18 protein-coding genes and 1 tRNA gene are annotated in these 16,658 nt (G+C 66.8%); 9 read left to right on the top strand and 10 right to left on the bottom strand.

Annotated elements, in window-relative coordinates; genetic code table 11:
* Positions 1 to 121: 121 nt before the first annotated feature.
* Entirely contained in the window at positions 122 to 619 is a 498-nt protein-coding gene (locus ACZ7SW_RS43465; RefSeq protein ID WP_470236218.1) for a pyridoxamine 5'-phosphate oxidase family protein, read from the top strand.
* A gap of 85 nt (positions 620 to 704) precedes the next feature.
* The gene (locus ACZ7SW_RS43460; RefSeq protein WP_470236217.1) at positions 705 to 1,559 is read left to right on the top strand and encodes an SDR family oxidoreductase; all 855 of its coding nucleotides are present in this window, start codon (positions 705 to 707) and stop codon (positions 1,557 to 1,559) included.
* Between the two features lie 25 nt (positions 1,560 to 1,584).
* Here the strand turns inward: ACZ7SW_RS43460 and wzt are convergent, their stop codons facing one another.
* Complete coding sequence (gene wzt, locus ACZ7SW_RS43455) at positions 1,585 to 2,331, bottom strand: galactan export ABC transporter ATP-binding subunit Wzt/RfbE (protein ID WP_470236216.1); 747 nt, start codon at positions 2,329 to 2,331, stop codon at positions 1,585 to 1,587.
* Positions 2,332 to 2,399: 68 nt separating this feature from the next.
* Here wzt and ACZ7SW_RS43450 point away from each other — a divergent pair, with 68 nt between their 5' ends.
* The 3 genes from ACZ7SW_RS43450 to ACZ7SW_RS43440 all read left to right on the top strand — a co-directional run bounded on the left by ACZ7SW_RS43450 (position 2,400) and on the right by ACZ7SW_RS43440 (position 3,635).
* Positions 2,400 to 3,032 carry a TetR/AcrR family transcriptional regulator gene (locus ACZ7SW_RS43450; RefSeq protein ID WP_470236215.1) on the top strand — a complete coding sequence of 211 codons (633 nt, stop codon included), beginning with the start codon at positions 2,400 to 2,402 and terminating at the stop codon, positions 3,030 to 3,032.
* Between the two features lie 16 nt (positions 3,033 to 3,048).
* A tRNA-Arg gene (locus ACZ7SW_RS43445) sits at positions 3,049 to 3,121 on the top strand.
* A 388-nt stretch (positions 3,122 to 3,509) separates the two neighbouring features.
* Positions 3,510 to 3,635, top strand: a complete 126-nt coding sequence (locus ACZ7SW_RS43440; RefSeq protein WP_470236244.1) for a TetR/AcrR family transcriptional regulator — start codon at positions 3,510 to 3,512, stop codon at positions 3,633 to 3,635.
* Here ACZ7SW_RS43440 and ACZ7SW_RS43435 read toward each other — a convergent pair.
* The 7 genes from ACZ7SW_RS43435 to ACZ7SW_RS43405 are packed head-to-tail and all read right to left on the bottom strand — an operon-like array spanning position 3,589 to position 11,804.
* Positions 3,589 to 5,550, bottom strand: coding sequence for an acetoacetate--CoA ligase (locus ACZ7SW_RS43435; RefSeq protein WP_470236214.1), 1,962 nt, complete (start codon positions 5,548 to 5,550; stop codon positions 3,589 to 3,591). The genes ACZ7SW_RS43440 and ACZ7SW_RS43435 overlap by 47 nt on opposite strands.
* Positions 5,547 to 6,365, bottom strand: coding sequence for an SMP-30/gluconolactonase/LRE family protein (locus ACZ7SW_RS43430; RefSeq protein ID WP_470236213.1), 819 nt, complete (start codon positions 6,363 to 6,365; stop codon positions 5,547 to 5,549). Before ACZ7SW_RS43430 ends, ACZ7SW_RS43435 begins: the two co-directional genes overlap by 4 nt.
* Positions 6,362 to 7,813 (bottom strand): bifunctional 3-(3-hydroxy-phenyl)propionate/3-hydroxycinnamic acid hydroxylase, encoded by a 1,452-nt coding sequence (locus tag ACZ7SW_RS43425; RefSeq protein ID WP_470236212.1) that lies wholly within the window; start codon positions 7,811 to 7,813, stop codon positions 6,362 to 6,364. The genes ACZ7SW_RS43430 and ACZ7SW_RS43425 overlap by 4 nt, the downstream gene beginning before the upstream one ends.
* A gap of 14 nt (positions 7,814 to 7,827) precedes the next feature.
* Positions 7,828 to 9,033, bottom strand: coding sequence for an MFS transporter (locus tag ACZ7SW_RS43420; protein WP_470236243.1), 1,206 nt, complete (start codon positions 9,031 to 9,033; stop codon positions 7,828 to 7,830).
* Between the two features lie 5 nt (positions 9,034 to 9,038).
* Positions 9,039 to 10,013: an amidohydrolase family protein gene (locus ACZ7SW_RS43415; RefSeq protein WP_470236211.1), complete on the bottom strand. Its 975-nt coding sequence runs from the start codon at positions 10,011 to 10,013 to the stop codon at positions 9,039 to 9,041.
* A 17-nt stretch (positions 10,014 to 10,030) separates the two neighbouring features.
* Positions 10,031 to 10,957: a VOC family protein gene (locus tag ACZ7SW_RS43410; protein ID WP_470236210.1), complete on the bottom strand. Its 927-nt coding sequence runs from the start codon at positions 10,955 to 10,957 to the stop codon at positions 10,031 to 10,033.
* Positions 10,958 to 10,970: 13 nt separating this feature from the next.
* A complete protein-coding gene (locus ACZ7SW_RS43405) occupies positions 10,971 to 11,804 on the bottom strand; it encodes a fumarylacetoacetate hydrolase family protein (RefSeq protein WP_470236209.1) in 834 nt (277 codons plus the stop codon).
* Positions 11,805 to 11,913: 109 nt separating this feature from the next.
* Here ACZ7SW_RS43405 and ACZ7SW_RS43400 point away from each other — a divergent pair, with 109 nt between their 5' ends.
* Positions 11,914 to 12,591 (top strand): GntR family transcriptional regulator, encoded by a 678-nt coding sequence (locus tag ACZ7SW_RS43400; RefSeq protein WP_470236208.1) that lies wholly within the window; start codon positions 11,914 to 11,916, stop codon positions 12,589 to 12,591.
* A 98-nt stretch (positions 12,592 to 12,689) separates the two neighbouring features.
* Here the strand turns inward: ACZ7SW_RS43400 and ACZ7SW_RS43395 are convergent, their stop codons facing one another.
* Positions 12,690 to 13,619 carry an alpha/beta hydrolase gene (locus ACZ7SW_RS43395; protein WP_470236207.1) on the bottom strand — a complete coding sequence of 310 codons (930 nt, stop codon included), beginning with the start codon at positions 13,617 to 13,619 and terminating at the stop codon, positions 12,690 to 12,692.
* 68 nt (positions 13,620 to 13,687) lie between these two features.
* Here ACZ7SW_RS43395 and ACZ7SW_RS43390 point away from each other — a divergent pair, with 68 nt between their 5' ends.
* Positions 13,688 to 14,299, top strand: coding sequence for a TetR/AcrR family transcriptional regulator (locus ACZ7SW_RS43390; protein WP_470236206.1), 612 nt, complete (start codon positions 13,688 to 13,690; stop codon positions 14,297 to 14,299).
* Positions 14,300 to 14,311: 12 nt separating this feature from the next.
* Here the strand turns inward: ACZ7SW_RS43390 and ACZ7SW_RS43385 are convergent, their stop codons facing one another.
* Positions 14,312 to 14,680, bottom strand: coding sequence for a hypothetical protein (locus ACZ7SW_RS43385; RefSeq protein ID WP_470236205.1), 369 nt, complete (start codon positions 14,678 to 14,680; stop codon positions 14,312 to 14,314).
* 429 nt (positions 14,681 to 15,109) lie between these two features.
* Here ACZ7SW_RS43385 and ACZ7SW_RS43380 point away from each other — a divergent pair, with 429 nt between their 5' ends.
* Positions 15,110 to 15,763 (top strand): response regulator, encoded by a 654-nt coding sequence (locus tag ACZ7SW_RS43380; protein ID WP_378299992.1) that lies wholly within the window; start codon positions 15,110 to 15,112, stop codon positions 15,761 to 15,763.
* Positions 15,764 to 15,772: 9 nt separating this feature from the next.
* Positions 15,773 to 16,393: a trimeric intracellular cation channel family protein gene (locus ACZ7SW_RS43375; protein WP_470236204.1), complete on the top strand. Its 621-nt coding sequence runs from the start codon at positions 15,773 to 15,775 to the stop codon at positions 16,391 to 16,393.
* Positions 16,394 to 16,658: the final 265 nt, after the last annotated feature.

Genomic DNA, 16,658 nt, shown 5'->3' with positions numbered 1-16,658 from the left:
AGTGTTGTAGTCATCAGTGTGACTCGGGTCACTGTCGAGGTAATGTCGAGAACTCCGCCGCGGCTCCGTCCCCGCAGCACCTGGCCGCCTAACGTGGCCGCACAACGTGAGGGAGACCGTCATGGAACCGCAGGAAGTCGCCGAGGTCCTGAACCGCCCGCTCAGCCGCGAACTGCTCGCCCGCGACCTCACCCGGCTGGCCTACGTCGCGAAGGACGGCACGCCGCGCAGCATCCCGATCTCGTTCAGCTGGAACGGCACCGAGATTGTCATGTGCACCACCAAAAACGCCCCGAAACTGCACGCCCTGCGGGTGAACCCGATGGTCGCGCTGACCATCGACACCGAGGTGCACCCGCCGAAGATCCTGCTCCTGCGCGGCCGCGCCGAACTGGACTACACCGACGGGATCCCGGACGAGTTCCTGGAAATGAACGGCTCCTACGAGATCACGCCGGAGCAGCGCGTCGAATGGGAGGCCGAAATCCGTTCCCTCTACGCGGACGGCATGGTCCGCGTAGTCGTCACCCCGACCTGGGCGAAGCTCATCGACTTCGAAACCACGCTGCCGTCCGCCGTCGAGGAGCTGGTGCGACGCCGGGCGGCCGACCAGCTTTAAACCCCCCCGGCGCCACCGGCTGATCCACTACACTGAATCGCCTACACGCGAACGTTTTTTCCCTCGACGCGCGAAGGCGGAGCGCATGATCCTGGTGACGGGTGCGAGCGGCAATGTGGGATCAGCGCTGGTCACGCAGTTGCGCGCGGCCGAGGTGCCGTTCCGCGCCGCCTATCATTCCCCGGAGAAGGCAAGGAAAGCCGCCGCCGACGGAATTGACGCGGTCACCCTCGAAATGTCCGATCCGGCCACCGTGCAGCCGGCGCTGGCCGGAGTGTCGAAGGTGTTCCTGCTGGGCGCGATGAGCCCCGGACAGACCGGCAACGAGTCCAATGTGGTCGAAGCCGCGGTGTCCGCCGGCGTCACGCACGTGGTGAAGCAATCGCTGTGGCGCGCGGACGAGGAACTCACGCCGATCGCCCGCTTGCACCGTCCGGTCGAACGGATGCTGGAAACGTCGCCGCTGTCCTGGACTTTCCTCCGCGCGAACTTCTACCTGCAGGCGTTCTCGGGAAACTGGTCCGGAACCATCCGGTCCGGAAATTTCTTCGCCAGCCCGCTGATCCGCGGCCCGATCGCGTTCGTCGACGCCGAAGACATCGCCCGCGTCGCGTTTCGGGCACTGACCGAGGATGGCCACGCAGGCAAGGCATACGCGCTCACCGGCCCGGAAGCGCTGACTTACGACGAGGTCGCGGCTGTGCTGTCGGAAGTGCTGGGCCGTCCGATCGCCTACCGCGGAATGTCGAACGAGCAAGCGCTTTCGGCGTTGGCGGAGGCTGGGATGTCGTCGTTCCACGCCAAAGCACTGGTCGAGGTGTGCAATACGTACCTGGACGGCGGGGCGGAAATCGTGACGTCCACGGTCGAGGACGTCACCGGCCAGCCGCCGCGGAGTTTCCGCGAGTTCGTGATGGCGCATCGGCAGTGTTTCGAGTAAGCGCGAGGTATTGGTCCATTACGCGCTAAGCGGCAGCCTCCCCGCGATAAGCCGCGAGAACCTCGGACAACGAACCGTGCTGCCGCACCTGCCCCTCGTCCATCCATAGCGCGCTGTCGCAAAACTCCGTGAGCATTTCCTCGGAGTGATTCGCGAACACCAGAATCCCCGACCGTTTCACCAGATCCTTGAGCCGATCGCGCGCCTTGGCGAGAAACGCCGCGTCGACCGCGCCAAGCCCCTCGTCGAGCAGCAGGATCTCCGGGTCGATCGTGGTCACGACCCCGAGCGCGAGCCGCACCCGCATACCTGCCGAGTACGCGCGCAGCGGCAGCTGAAGATAGTCGCCAAGCTCAGTGAACTCCGCGATGTCCTCGACCCGCTTCGCCATCTGCCGGCGGCTCATCCCCAGAAACAACCCCTGGATCAGGATGTTCTCCCGTCCGGACACGTCCGGATCCAGCCCGACCCCAAGATCGAACACCGGCGCGATCCGCCCCGTAACCCTCCGGACGCCGCGGGTCGGTTCATAAATCCCGGACAGCAACCGCAGCAACGTGGACTTCCCGGCCCCGTTATGCCCCACCAACCCGACCCGGTCGCCCTCGCTGAGCCGGAACGACACGTCCCGCAGCGCCTCGATCATCGGCACCTTCGCCCCGGTGCTGATCTTCCCTCCGACCTTGCCGAGCACGCGCTTCTTCAACGACCGAGCCTTGGCGTCGAAGATCGGAAAGTCGACGTAGGCGTTGCGTACCTCGATGCTGACCATGATCCCTCCCCAGATGAGAATGGAAACTACCATTCGCATCCGGGGGATGGCCAGGTAAGGTTCTCCGCGTGAGCCAGACCAGCGAGGGCTTCCGCCCGCCGCAACAAGCGCGTAGCCGGGCTTCGCTGCAGAAAGTCCTGACCGCCGCCGAACATGTGCTGGCCGAGCAGGGCTTGGAGTCGTTCACCGTCGCCGCGGTCGCTTCGCAGGCCGGGATGTCGGTAGGCGCGATCTACCGCCGCTTCGACGGCAAGGAACAGCTGCTGTACGCCGTCAAGGATCAGCTGCTGAGCCAGCTGGAAACCGGCGTCCGAGACGCCCTCCGCTCAGCGTCCCCAGGCCTGCGCTCGATCTTCCACGCCTTCGTGACCGCCCTGGCTCAGACGTTCCAGGAGCACGACAGAATCTTCCCGGAACTCCTGGACGCCCAACGCTCCGACGGCCGAGACCGCGGCCTCGCCGCCCTGTCCGCGATCCAGGACGCCCTGCTGGAAGCCCTAGCGCCCTTCCTGTCCGAGACCGAAGGCCTGGAAACAGCGGCGCGAACGATCATCGGCGCCTGCGTCCACCGCGCCGCGACCTGCAGATTCTGGCCGGATGACCGGTCTTGGACGACCTGGGCGGAGGAGGTGTCGGAAATGGCACTGGCGTACCTGACTTCACCAGCCGCAGCCCCGCCCTCGGCCCCCGCTAGGATGTAGCTTGCAGCGCGCGACTGCCCTCGTAGCTCAGGGGATAGAGCACGGCTCTCCTAAAGCCGGTGTCGCAGGTTCGAATCCTGCCGGGGGCACATCTTTCCTGGTCACTGAGGTGTCCAGGGATCTCACCTTGGGTGGTTTGATGTCCGGACGTTCGGCTGGACCGGCATGCTTCGCGTCCCAAGAAGAAAAGATGTCCTCGCCGGACGGGCAGGTCTCTGAGATGGCCGGGACCGCGTGGACGTTGCGTTCGTGGGTGGCCTGTCGCCATCTCGCCGACCTCCCGGAGGGCTATCACGTCGCGTCAAGGGGGCAGTTCCGCAGGCATGCTGCGGACTGCGGGTAGGTGCCCCCTTGACGCGACGTGATCGGGCTGCGCCAGGTCGACGAGATGGCGAAGAGGCCACCCACTTGTGGGTGGTCACCCAGGGGGCGGGTGCCTAGTTGCTCGACACACCGGACGCCGCGTTCCGGGTGGGGATGGTCAATGTCCAGTTCTTGGGCCTCGCTGTGGCGAGGTACGTCGAGCCGATCGCGTCAGCGTCGGTCGACGAGTTGGTCAGTCGGTTCGGGTCGCTCGTGCGGCGCTGTTTGGCCGAGGGGTAGCGCGCTGCGCACCGAGTTGCCGGTACCAGTCAAGAAGGTCAGGCTGGTCGACGCTGCCGGGATCGACCACGGCGTCCGGATCTTCCCCGAGCAGTAGCCGTTTCACCGGAACTTCCAGCTTCTTCCCGGTACGGGTATGCGGAATTCCCGGTGCCGCAATGATTTCGTCGGGAACATGCCGCGCCGAAGCACCCCGGCGGATGGCTGCGAGGATCCGTTGCCGCAGAGTGTCATCAAGCTCGGCACCCTCGACCATGGTGACGAACAACGGCATCCAGTATCCGCCGTCACCCTGCTCAACGCCGACGACAAGAGCCTCCGCGATCTCCGGAAGTTCTTCGACCGGGCCATAAATATCGCTGCTGCCCATCCGTACTCCATGGCGATTCAGGGTCGCATCCGAACGGCCGTGGATGATGACCGAGCCGCGATCGGTGATGGCCGTCCAATCGCCGTGGCGCCACATGCCTGGGAACGTGTCGAAGTACGCGGCCCGGTACCGGGTGCCGTCGGGGTCGTTCCAGAACCCCACTGGCATGGACGGCATCGGGCGTCGCACGACCAGTTCGCCGACCGTGCCGCGTACGGATTCCCTGTTGTGTCCTAACGAATCGAGTGCGACGCCGAGGCAAGGGACCGACAACTCGCCCGCCCACACCGGAGTGGTGGGTGCCGCGCTCGCGAAGGCCGTGACGACGTCCGTCCCGCCGCTGCTGGATACGACCTGGACCCGCGGCCCGAGTTCGTGTTCGGCCCAGCGGTGCAGGTCGGGCGGGAACGTCGATCCGGTGACGCCGAGTCGTGCCAACGCGCTCAGGTCGTGTTCATCGAGCCGGACATCGGCCTTGCGGCAGGACGCCAGGTATCCGGGACTAGTGCCCAATGTAGTGACCCGCAAGCGGGCGGCCAGTTCCCACAACGCGTCCGGGCGGCCGAACGCGGGACTGCCGTCGTAACAAACCGCGGTCGCTCCGGCCAGCAGAGCGCCGACTAGGGAGTTCCACAGCATCCAGCTCGGCGTCGTGTACCAGAGGATCCGATCGCCAGTCCGCAGGTCTTGATGGAACGCGGAATGCTTCAGCTGTTCAAGGACTACGCCGCCGTGTCCGTGCACTATCCCTTTAGGACGGCCAGTGGTCCCCGAAGAGAAAAGAATCCACAGTGGATGATCGAAGGGGACTGAAATGGGTGACAGCGCATCGTCACCGCCGGAAATCGACGACCATGGAATCGCTCCAGGTGTCGAAGGATCGTCGATGGCCACGGTTGCGACCAAAGTGGACAGTCCGGCGCGCAAGGCCGCCACATCGGCGCTGCGCTCGATCGTCCGGCCGCCGTGCCGTGACCGGGTCGCGGTGATCAACACAGTCGGTGAGAGCTGCGCGAACCGGGCCTGCGCGGCCGATCCGACGTAGTCCAAACCACATCCGGCCCAGACCGCCCCGAGGCTGGCGGTGGCCAGAAACGCCACGATCGCCTCCGCTGAATTGGGCAGATAACCTACGACTCGGTCGCCAGGAGACACGCCCAGCTCAGTCAGCGCAGCCGCGACGGACCCGACCTGACGGCGCAATTCACCCCAGCTCAGCTCGACCGGAGGAGCGCCCTCGGTCACCGCGATCACAGCAGTGGCGGCACCGTCGCGTCCCCGGGAAACCTCGGTCGCGTAGTTCAGCGTGCTGCCCGGGAACCAGACGCTGCCCGGCATCGCCTCGGTCGCCAGCGCCGGTTGTCCCTCCGGACGCGCGGGCAGTCCGAAGTAGTCCCACACCGCGGACCAGAAGCCGTCGAGATCCTGCACCGACCATTCCCACAGCGTCCGGTATCCGCCGGTCAGATCGCGTCCGGTGCGGGCCGAGGCGTACCGGGCGAAATCGGTGATCCGCGCTTCCTCCACCGGAACCCAGCCGGTCATTCAATCTCCAATTCCACGACCGTGGTCTGCACGGCCTTGGCGGCAAGGGCTTCGAACAGCGGCCGTCCGTCGGTGTCGGCGAGGGTGACGAACAGCCGCTTCTCGCCGTCGCCGCAGCACGCGATGGGGAAGGCTGTGCCGGTGGTGACCGTCTCGCGCACCGTGTTGTCCCGGACCAGCACGACCGCGTTGCCGGTGGTGGTCGCCACCCAGATTCCCTCCGGCCCGGGCCAGATTCCGTCCGGACGAGCGTCGGGGCCGACCAGATCGGCGAGGTCGGCATAAAGACGCCGATCGGTCAGCGTGCCGTCCGCGCCGACGGTGAAGGCGGTCAGCCGTTGCGCGGCGGTTTCGGCGACGATCAGGGTGCGTCCGTCGTCAATGAAGGCGAGACCGTTGGGGAAGTTGAGGTTCTCGGCGGCGACGGTGGCTGAGCCGTCGACGGCAACCCGCACCAGACGGCCCGGCCGAGGTGGTTCACCAGGGGTGAAACCGACGTCGTCGACGTACAGATTGCCCTGCTCGTCACCAACAAGATCACCGAGCGGGCCGGTGGCCACGGCACCGAGATCCGCGTAGGTGGGGAATTGTCCGCCATCCCAGACGCCGATGCGCTGCTCGTGCATCATCGCCGCGGTGAGCCTGCCGTCGGGCAAGAACCACAGCCCGTTCGACGGGGAGTCCAGCTTCGTGGCGCTCCAGCTTCCGCCGCGATCCGTCCACAGTTGGCTGCCTTGGGTGTCGGACAGCCACAAAGCGCCCTGGTGCCAACGCGGTCCCTCACCCCAGATCATCCCGGTGCCATACGGCTTCATGCGCGCACCTCCATGCGCCGGGCGAGCTCCTCCGTCGCCGTCTCCAGTTCCGCCGTGTCAGCGGCGAGGGCGAAGGCGTACCGATCCGGACGGATGATGGCCGCAGAAGCCGAATTCGCGGCCAGCCACTCTTCGACCGCTGGACCGGCATCAGCGACTACCACGACGTCAAGCTGTCGCCAAAGCTCCGCGATCTCCGCGGACACGGTCTGCTTGCCTACCACGGCAAAGTTGTATCCGGTGACGTCGTCGAGTCGGGCGCCGTCGGCGGTTCGGGGCTGCGGGCTGAGCCGGCTGGGCTCTCCGCTTAAACCGGGTCCGAGCGGCGGCCTGAGCGGTTCGAGGGTCTGAGGTTCTCCCAGTTCCGGATGGGCGCCGCCGCTGCCGAAGGACTCGATGAGGTTGGCTTGCCGGGCGGATTCGACGATATAGGGGCGAACGTGCGGGGCGCGCTCGCTTTCGTAGGTGTCGAGCAGGCTGTCGGGGCTGACGCCTTGGACGACGGCGGCGAGCTTCCAGGCGAGGTTCGCCGCGTCGCGGAGCCCGGAACACATGCCCTGCCCGAGCATCGGCGGCATCTCATGCGCGGCGTCACCGGCGAGGAGGAGCCTTCCCGAACGCCAGCCGTGCACGAGCCGCGCGTGCCATTCGTAAGTGCCGGCTCGCATGATGCGGTAGCTGCCCGGTTCGATCCAGCGGCTCAGAGCGTCGTACACCGCCTGCGGATGTTCGAGCGCGGCGGCGTCGTCTCCGTCGAGGAGCATGAATTCGAACCGCAGCATCGGGGGGAAGATCGGCACGTAGGTAATCGGCCGCTGTCCCTGGCACAGAATGAATCCTGACTTCGCGGGCAGCGCCGGAGGATGCTGGAACGGATGGATGTCGATGATGAGCGACCGTTGCGTCCCTTGCAGATCTTCGACTTCGGCGCCCATCGACTGCCGGACGAACGAATTCGAGCCGTCCGATCCGACGGCGTAGGCCGCTCTGATCGTCTTTGCCTGATCCCGGTCCGTCACCGTGAGGTGGACCGTGTCGGCGTCCTGGGTGATTTCGGTGACGGACCAGCCGAACCACAGGTCGACGTTCGGATCGCCCGCGAGCAACCCGCGCAGCCGGGATTCGAAATCCGGCTGGTGGAACTGGTAATCCGTACGCCAGCCTTGTCCGGATTCTTCTCGCGGGTGGGCGAATTCGAGGAAAGGTGTCCCGTCCGGCAGTCGCAGCGTCCATCCGGTCTGCCGCAGGAACCGCTGTTCCAGATCGGCCGCGCCCAGCGTTTGCAAGGTGCGCATCGATTCGTCGTCGAGATGGGTCGCTCGCGGATGGTGGCAGACGATCCGGTTCGGATCGATCGCGGCTACCCGGAGCCCTTTCGCGCTGAGCAGCCGTGCGAGGGCCAAGCCGACCGGACCGCAGCCCACGACAGCGATGTCGTACGTGTCCATGACTGTTCCTCCGCTCAAGCCGGTTCTTCGACCGGCTGCGACGTGGGCGTCTCCGCGGTGCGGCGGAAACGTCCGATGGCGACGGTGAGGAGCGCCCCGAAGATCGCCGGCACCGCGAAAAGAAGGAAATTCCACTGTGGAGCGAAACCGGCGGCGAGCACCCAGCCGCCGAGCACCGGCCCGGCGATCGCGCCGATGCGCCCGATTCCCAACGCGACCCCGATCGCACTGGCCCTGGCGTGCGCCGGGTAAGTGCGGGCGATGTACACATTGATCAATCCCTGCACGCCGAACGCGCCCGCGCCGCCGATCAGCACGATTACGGAGAGCACGATCAACGGCGACCGGATGCTCAAGGCGGCCATGGCCCCCGCGGCGACGACGAAGCAAGCGATGATGGGGACTCGCGACCCCGCCCGGTCCGCGAGCACCGCGATCGCGAGGCCGCCGACGGTCGCGCCGACATTAAGCAGGGTAAGGAACATCAGCGACGAATCCAGCGGATACCGCGCAGCCTGCATCAATTGCGGCAGCCAGGTGTTGATCCCGAAGATGAGCAAGAACGAACAGATCACCATGACGCAGAACAGCGCTGTCGTCCCGGTATACGGCTGCCGCAGCACAACGCGCAAGCCACGTGCTCCTGTCGGCTCTCGCCGATATACCGGCGATTCGGGCAGCCAGCGGTAAGTCATCGGCAACAGCAGCAGCCCGACCACGCCGCCGACAACGTACTCCGGCCGGAAGTTGTCTCCCAGCAGAAAAGTCGCGGCCACGACGGCAGCCAGCGAACCGCCCACCGTGACTCCACATTGGACGATCGCGGAGCTGAGGTTCTTCCGTTTCGGCGGCGCGAGTTCGAAGATCAGCGGTCCCATCGCCGGATAGACCGCGCCGACTCCCAGCCCGACGACAAGCCTGCTGGCACCGAACAATTCCGGATTGGGAGCGAGCGCGCAGGCGAACATGCCCAGTGAGACGACCGCGATGCTGAGCAAGGTCGTCCGGCGGCGTCCGTATCGGTCGGTGAGCGGGCCGACCAGCAGGGCGCCGAAGAGCATGCCCACCGGGGTGAGGCTGCCCAACGTGCCCAGTTCGGGAAGGGAAAGGTGCCACGGCTGGTGCCGGAGCAGCAGCGGTGTCGTCGCGCCGAAGGCGACGAGGTCGTACCCTTCCAGCGTCATGACGGCCAGCCCGATCGCGATGGCCCGCCACGGCATCGTCCTCACTTGCTCGCCTTTGCGGTCGGCAGGCGCAGCACCCGTTCAGCGTTGCCGTGGCTGATGTTCTCCCGGTCACGGTTGCTGATCGGCGCTTGTTCGAGGAATTGGACGGCCTCGGCGGTGTCTTCGAAGGGATAGTCGACGGCGAACAGGATCGCGTCCGCGCCGACGGCCAGGACCGCGCCAGCGAGTGCGGCCGGGGAACAAACGCCGCTGGTGGTGATCAGGATGTTGCTGCCGAAGTATTCCGACGGTTTCCGTGCGAGGGTCCGGTATTCCTGGCGGTCGTAGCGCGAATCAAGCCGTGCGAGCTGAAACGGCAGGAACTCGCCGAGGTGGCCGAGAATGAGAGTGGCACCCGGATGCCGGTCGAAGACGCCGCCGAAAACCAGCCGGAGTGCGTGCCCGCTGGTTTCCGCTCCCCAGCTCCACAATGGACCCCGCAGTTCGGGACGCCCTTCGAGCACCTGCCATGGCTCGGCCGGAGGAGCGCCCGGGTGAAGGTAGAGCGGCACGTTCAGTTCCTCGAGCGCGGCCCACACCGGTTCGTAGCGCGGGTCATCGAGGTAGGTGCCATTGGTGTGGTCGTTGACGAGCGCCCCGCTGAGCCCGAGCGTGCCGACGGCGCGGTGGAGTTCCGCGACCGCCGCGTCGGGATCCTGGAGCGGCAACGCGGCCAGCCCGCGGAATCGATCCGGGTGGTCAGCGATCACTTTGGCGAGGTGGTCATTGGCGGTCCGGGCGTCTTTAACTGCCTGGCTGGCGTCGGTCAGGCCCTGGATTCCGGGTGCGGTGAGGGAAAGCACCTGGACGTCGATGCCGTGCTGGTCCATTTCCGGCAGCCGGTAAGTCGTGTAGTCGCACAGCCGCTTTCCCCAGTCCTCGACCCACCGCGCGGCGGTTTCCGTCTTGGGCACTGGGTATCCGGCCTGCAGTTCGGGGAGCGCGAACGCTTCCTCCATAGCGATGAAACGCAAGATGATGCCCTTTCGGTTCAGCTGCCTTCTGCGTGCGCGCCGGTCATGTGCGCCGCCAGGTCTTCCGGATTGATGAACGACGGCGGGGGAGGCGGACCCCATTCGTAGAGCGACTGGATGCCCTCGAACGACCGCGGCGTCCAGAGTTGGTCGTCGACGATGGCGTCCATGTCGGAGTAGTACTCGGCGAAATTCCCGGCGGGATCTTTGAGGTACCAGAAGAAATTCGACCCGATGTGGTGGCGGCCCAGTCCCCAGACGTGCCGTTCCGGATGTTCGGCGAGCATGCTCATCGCTCCTCGCCCGACGTCGTCCACATCGGACACTTGCCACGAGGTGTGGTGCAGGAAGTTAAGCGGAGCCTGCTGTACGAGCAGGTTGTGGTGATCGGTCGAACACCGCAGGAACGCCGCTCGGCCGGGAACGACGTCGCTGACCTTGAACCCGATGCCGTCGGTGAAGAACCGCTGAGTCGACTCCTGCTCGACCGTCCCGATCACGACGTGTCCCAGCGCGAGCGGCCGCACCGGTTCGGTCCGGGACAGCACAGGCGCCCGGGTGCCGGCACGGTCCAGCCGACCAGGCCCGTTGTACAGGGTCGCGGGCACGGTGGCGCGGACCAGCCGCGGCGCGACGACCGCTTCGACGGCGATGTCCGCGATCGGTTCCCTGGCGTGCAGGGTTTCCGCCTCGCGCCGCACCGGAATGCCCAGCCGGTCGAGATTCGCGGCGATGCGACCGAGGTCGTCAGCGTCATCGACCGCGACGGTCAGACCCAGCAACCGGCGGACTCGCGAGTGCTGCAGGACGAACTGCTCGCCGCCCTCGACCGTGGCGAACCGGCCCGGAGTGAGCTGCGTGAGCCCGAAGTCGGCGTAGTAGCCGGCGGTGCCCGCGACGTCCGGTACGCCGACAGTCAGCGACTTCAATCTGTGCAGTGCCATGGAATTGCCCCTTTCACCCGGCGACGCAGATCTGCCGGAGCTGTCCGATGCCTTCGATCCGCGTGACCACTTCGTCGCCGGGCCGCAGGTAGCGCTGCGGGGACCGCGAATGCCCGACGCCAGGAGGCGTACCGGTGAAGATCAGGTCGCCGGGCAGCAGCGGGCACACCGCCGACAGCCGGGAGATCAACTCGGCGACTGAGAAGACCATCGACGACGTGCGCGCTTTCTGCACGCTCTCGCCGTTGACGAGGCATTCGATCGCGAGGTCGTCAGGGTCGGCGAACTCGTCGGCGGTCACCAGCACCGGCCCGGTCGGCGCGAACCCCGGGAACGACTTGCCGAGCGAAAACTGCGGCACCGGCCCCGCGGCTTGCACGACCCGTTCGGAAAAGTCTTGTCCCACAGTCAATCCAGCCACGTGCAGCCAGGCGTCCTCGGCTGAGGTTTTCTCAGCTCGGCGGCCGATCACGACCACGAGCTCCGCTTCCCAGTCGACGGACTCGCTTGGCAACTTCAGCTGGGTGTCCGGCCCGGTCAGGGAAGTGCCGAACTTAGTGAAAGTGGCCGGTGACTCCGGAAGCGCGAGCCCCGCTTCCTGCGCGTGCTCCCGGTAGTTCAACCCGATCGCGAAGATCTGCCGCGGCTTGGGCGAGGGGCTCCCCGCTTCGCCCTCGGGCGCGGCCGGCCCGCCGGTCGTCGTTCGCCCCCACTCCGCGAACTCGCTCCAGCGCTCGAAAACCGCGAGCGGATCGGCCGGAAACCGCCCTCCGCTCGCGCCCTCGACGTCGATCACCTTGTCGTCGAGCACCAGGCACATCCGGCCCGCCCGTGTCGTCGTCTTCATGTTCCGCGTCCTTCCGCTGCTTCCCGGCCAGTGAACACCTTCGAATCTCGATAAGTCAATTAAATCTCGAGATTCTAGCTTGTGTGCGGAACCGGGTACGATCTTCGACATGACTGGCGCTCGCAGCACGACCCGCGTCGAGGACGTCTACCTGCGTCTTCGCGCCGACATCCTCAACGGCCGGCACGAGCCCGGATCACGGCTGCGCGTGGAAGCGCTCAAAGGCGACTACGACGCCAGCAGCGGCGTCCTGCGTGAAGCGCTTCCCCGTCTCGTGGGCCAAGGGCTTGCGACTTTCGCGCCGCAGCAAGGGTTCCGGGTCATCGATGTCTCCCCGGACACCCTGCAAGACCTCACCGAGGCACGCGTGGTCGTCGAGACGCACGTGGTCCGCGAATCCCTGGCGCACGGCAGCATCGAATGGGAGTCCGATCTGCTCGCGGCGCACCACAATCTCGCCCGCACCGCGTTCGCCGACGAGTCAGACGCGATCAATGAACGCTGGCTGACCGCGCACGCCCGGTTCCACCAGGTCTTGCTGGAGGGCTGCCCCAACCAGCACCTGCGCGCGGTGGCGACGCAACTGCGCGAATCCGCCGAGGTCTACCGATGCTGGGCTCGTACATCTAGCGAGGGCAGTCACCGGGATGTCGCCGCGGAACACCGGGCGATCTGCGAGCGCGCGATCGAGCGAGACGTCCCGGGCACCGTCGAGGCGCTGCGGGACCACATTGAGCTGACTACGAAGCTGCTGCTCGACGACTATCGGAACCGGGAAGTCGAGTAGTTGTATCGGTGACCATGTCTCAAGTGTTGTCGCGTTGCGCTGCCAGCGTCCAAGACTGGCTCGCTATCCGGCGATAACCTGACGGCATCGTTGAGGCGTTAACTCCGACGCCCGTGCTTCGCGAGAAAACGTCGCTGCTCCGCCGCCGCGTCCAAGTCCTCCGGGCTATCGCCGCCGAACCCGCCGTGCGGCCTCGCCTCGAACACATGCAGCTCGGCCTCCACGCCCGCGGCGCGCAGCTTTCGATGCATCCGCACCGTGTTCGACAGGAACAGATCGCGCGTTCCGCTCCGGAGGAAGGTCGGCGGAAAGTCGGAAACGTCGCCGAAGATCGGGGACAGGTAAGGATTTCGCAGATCGGCACCCGCTGCGTAGAGGGCGTTCGTCTGAGCCAAACTGCGGAGGACGTTGTCGACGCCGTTGGGCGTCTGGAAGGTGTCGCCGGATTCGGTCAGGTCGATCTGCGGCGTGTTGAGCAGCAGCGCCGCGGGCATCGGCAACCCGGCATCTTTGGCGCACAACAGAAGTGCGGCCGCGATGTTCCCTCCCGCGGAGTCGCCGCCGACAAACACCTGCGACGGATCACGCCCGTCGAGCGCACGCCGATACATCGACATCGCATCGTTCAACGCGGCCGGATAGGGATGCAGCGGCGGCAGTCGATAGTCCACGCCCCACCCGAGCATGCCCGTCGACAACGCGGTCCGGGCAGTCGTCGCACGGCACGCGTCCCCGCCGCCGACCAGAAGACCGCCGGGATGCATCCACAGAAAGACCGCGTCGTCATCGGCCCCGTGCGGCATCGCGGCGTATCCCACGGCTCCGTCGACCTCGAAGTCTTCGACGCTCACCGGCAGGTCGGAAACCGAAAACCGCTGGGCCGTCGACCGATTCGCCTGGGCAACCATCGCGAGCCAGCCGTCGGTGTCGTCGGCGGCCGGATACGCCAACTCGCCGACGTCGAAGGCGAGCCAGGCCCGAGCCTGCTCACTGACGGTGGACGGCACGGGAAACGCGCGCTCGCTCATGGATCCCCCTCGGTCGACTGCTACTATCTTAACGAACTAAATTTAGTCACACAAAGAAGTGGATCCGGATGCCCAGAACCAGCGAACGCGGCGGCCCGCAGACGCGCGCCCGGATCCTGGCGGTCGCGAACCGGCTGTTCCTCGAACGCGGGTACGAAGCCGTCACGGTCGCCGAGGTCGCGCGCGAAGCCGGAGTTTCCAGCGTGACCGTGTTCAATCACTTCGCACGCAAGGAAGACCTCTTCCTGGACCGAGCGGCCGACGCAGCCGACCTGCTGCGCGCGGCCGTCCGCGAACGCGCGCCCGGTGTCGATGTCCTGACGTCCTTGCAGGACATGGCTTTCCGCCTCTGCGACGAGCGCGCGCCCTTTTCCGGACTCAGCACACACTCGGTCCCGTTCTTCCGGACGATCGCCGGTTCACCCGCGCTGATCGCCCGCGCGCGAGCCATCGGCGCCGAACTCCAATCCACGCTGGCCGAAGAACTAACCCAAGACCCCACCTTCGACGGCGATGGGCTTTTGCTCGCGGCGTTCTTCATCGCTGGCTACAGCGTGGTGCTGGTGGAAACCGCGGGTCGTCGCGTCGACGGTGAGCCGGACAGCGCTGTGGCGGAGGATCATCGAGTCCGTCTCGGGCGGCTGTTCACGGCATTGCGCGACGGCGTCGTGGTGCGCTGACGAGCAGGAGGATCAGCTCGGGACGATCAGCGCGATGGCTGCGGCGAGAATGATCCCGCCGCAGCCGCCGAGCAGTACGGTGCCGACCACGCGCGAGGCTCCGTTTCTGGTGAGCACAAGGAAAAGCCCGACTGCGCCGAGCACGAGCGCAACCGTGCCAAGTGTGAGCAATGCTGGCGGAATCGCCATCGCTGGCCCGGCGGGTTGCGGGTCGGTGAACGACGGGTTTTCGGGAAGCGTGCCAGTCGCTGGAACAGGTTGCGTCACCGTCTTGCTGGGTCGCGGTTGCGTGCCGGAACAGCCTGTCAGCAGCGTCAGAACCGTCGAACACGTAAGAATCTGGCGTGTACGGCGCATGAAAAGCTCCCTCTGGCCGGACAACCGCAGAGACGAGCACTGGCGAGAAGCGGGCCGCCCCCGCGCTTGGATGCTATCCGTCGGCCGCGCTCGTCACGCTGGGCGCAGTTTTCCTCGCTGCGGCGACACTCTCCGCAACGGCCACGGTGATCGCCAGCGTCGAGCGAACACCGCCTCGGCAACCGGCCTCTCGACCCCGATAGACCGGCCAGCGGTGTGCCCCCGATGAACATCCGTTCCTTCTGGATCGGTTACGCAACTCGGCGGCACCCACCCGATGAACTCACTCAAGTGGGTGACCTGCAACAGGGTTGACTGCTGTTCTCGGCCGCTCCGGTGGACCAGTCGCGTCACCTGGTCGTGTCTGGTTTCGAAACCGTGAACAACAGTAGGTAATCTTCCGTAACGGGTGCGGGGAGCCGCCTCCAACCCACGGTTTGCCGGAGGGCTTCGTTGATCAAGCTCATGTTCGCCGACGACGAGGAACTAGTTCGGTCGGGGCTGCGCGCCATGATGTCCGGGGCTGCGGACATCGAGATCGTGGGCGAGGCAAGCGACGGCAGATCGGCGGTCGAGGTCGCCCGTCGCTATCACCCTGACGTCGCGCTGCTCGACATCAAGATGCGCGCCCCTGACGACGGCATTCGCGCGCTTCGGGCCATTCTCGCGCTGCCCGATCCGCCCACCGTCGCCATGCTCACCACCTTCGACATCGACGAGTACGTCAGCCTCGCGCTGCGGCTCGGCGCCAACGGCTTCCTGCTGAAGGACATCGACCCGGCGGCGCTGCTGCGGGCCGTGCGCGACCTGGCCAAGGGCGGGGCTGTCCTCGATCCGGGCGTCGCCGTGCGGATGGTGCAGAGCCACCGCGACGAGCAGCGGGCCGCGCAGCCGGCGCGCAAGCTCCTGGCCTCGCTGTCCGAGCGCGAACGCGAGGTCGTCGCGCTGATCGGGCAGGGGTTGTCGAACGCCGAGATCGGCGGGCGGCTGCACTTGTCCGAGGCGACGGTGAAGGGGTACGTCTCGGCCGTTCTGTCGAAGATCGGCGCGGCCAACCGGGTGCAGGCCGCGCTCCTGGCCTACCGCGGCGGGCTCCTCGACCAGTAGAACCAGCACATGCTGCTGACCGCGCTCGAGTTCCTCGGGCTGGTGGCGTTCGCGGCGTCCGGGGCGCTGGCCGCGGTCCGGGCGCGGCTGGACGTGTTCGGGGTCGTCGTGGTCGGACTGACCACGGCGCTCGGCGGCGGCATCATCCGCGACGTGCTCCTCGGCATTCACCCGCCGACGTCCCTGCGCAACTGGCCTTACCTGGCCGTTTGCGCGGCGGCGGCGCTGGTGGTGTTCGCCTTCCACCCGCAGGTCGCCCGGCTGCGGCACGCGGTGCTGCTCGCGGACGCGGTCGGGCTCGGCGTGTTCGCCACCTCCGGGACGACGGTGGCGCTCAACGCGGGCGCGACCGGGTACGCCGCGTGCCTGATCGGCATGACCACCGGCATCGGCGGCGGCGCGGTCCGCGATCTGCTGCTGCGGGAAATCCCGCTCGTGCTGCGCAAGGAGATCTACGCGATGGCCGCGCTGACCGGCGCGGTCTGCGTCTGGGCGGGGCACGCGCTGGATCTCCCGGCCGGTGCGGTCACGACCTTCTCCGCGGTGGTTGTGGTCGCGATCCGGGTGCTCGCGCTCTGGCGGCACTGGAACGCTCCGGTGGCGCGGCCGCCGGAAGAGCGCTCGTTGTGAGGTCAGCTGCAGATGTGAAGGTGCTTCCCTCCGACGCAGGTGCGCACGTGCGGGTGCGGAATGTGCGGCACGTGCACCCTGCCGCCTGAGTCCTCACTCAGAGGTGCATCGCCGCTCCCGGTTCCGGTGCCACCGGGAGCGGCAGCAGGGGCCGAGTACGTCGGCGTCGAGGTGGGTGTGTCCACGGTCGTGGGCGGTTCGGACGAAGGGGTCGGACTGTAAGTGGGCATCGAAGGCGTCGTGATCGGGACCGTCACGGAGGCGG

The sequence above is a fragment of the Amycolatopsis sp. NPDC114484 genome, assembly GCF_055633755.1.
Note: the sequence above shows the minus strand (reverse complement) of the source record. Positions and strands in the feature narration are given on the sequence as shown.

Coding starts and splice junctions, on each gene's coding strand:
- ACZ7SW_RS43465 (WP_470236218.1), top strand. CDS start 122: ATGGAACCGCAGGAAGTCGCCGAGGTCCTGAACCGCCCGCTCAGCCGC.
- ACZ7SW_RS43460 (WP_470236217.1), top strand. CDS start 705: ATGATCCTGGTGACGGGTGCGAGCGGCAATGTGGGATCAGCGCTGGTC.
- wzt (WP_470236216.1), bottom strand. CDS start 2,331: ATGGTCAGCATCGAGGTACGCAACGCCTACGTCGACTTTCCGATCTTC.
- ACZ7SW_RS43440 (WP_470236244.1), top strand. CDS start 3,510: ATGGTCAATGTCCAGTTCTTGGGCCTCGCTGTGGCGAGGTACGTCGAG.
- ACZ7SW_RS43435 (WP_470236214.1), bottom strand. CDS start 5,550: ATGACCGGCTGGGTTCCGGTGGAGGAAGCGCGGATCACCGATTTCGCC.
- ACZ7SW_RS43430 (WP_470236213.1), bottom strand. CDS start 6,365: ATGAAGCCGTATGGCACCGGGATGATCTGGGGTGAGGGACCGCGTTGG.
- ACZ7SW_RS43425 (WP_470236212.1), bottom strand. CDS start 7,813: ATGGACACGTACGACATCGCTGTCGTGGGCTGCGGTCCGGTCGGCTTG.
- ACZ7SW_RS43420 (WP_470236243.1), bottom strand. CDS start 9,033: ATGCCGTGGCGGGCCATCGCGATCGGGCTGGCCGTCATGACGCTGGAA.
- ACZ7SW_RS43410 (WP_470236210.1), bottom strand. CDS start 10,957: ATGGCACTGCACAGATTGAAGTCGCTGACTGTCGGCGTACCGGACGTC.
- ACZ7SW_RS43405 (WP_470236209.1), bottom strand. CDS start 11,804: ATGAAGACGACGACACGGGCGGGCCGGATGTGCCTGGTGCTCGACGAC.
- ACZ7SW_RS43400 (WP_470236208.1), top strand. CDS start 11,914: ATGACTGGCGCTCGCAGCACGACCCGCGTCGAGGACGTCTACCTGCGT.
- ACZ7SW_RS43395 (WP_470236207.1), bottom strand. CDS start 13,619: ATGAGCGAGCGCGCGTTTCCCGTGCCGTCCACCGTCAGTGAGCAGGCT.
- ACZ7SW_RS43390 (WP_470236206.1), top strand. CDS start 13,688: ATGCCCAGAACCAGCGAACGCGGCGGCCCGCAGACGCGCGCCCGGATC.
- ACZ7SW_RS43375 (WP_470236204.1), top strand. CDS start 15,773: ATGCTGCTGACCGCGCTCGAGTTCCTCGGGCTGGTGGCGTTCGCGGCG.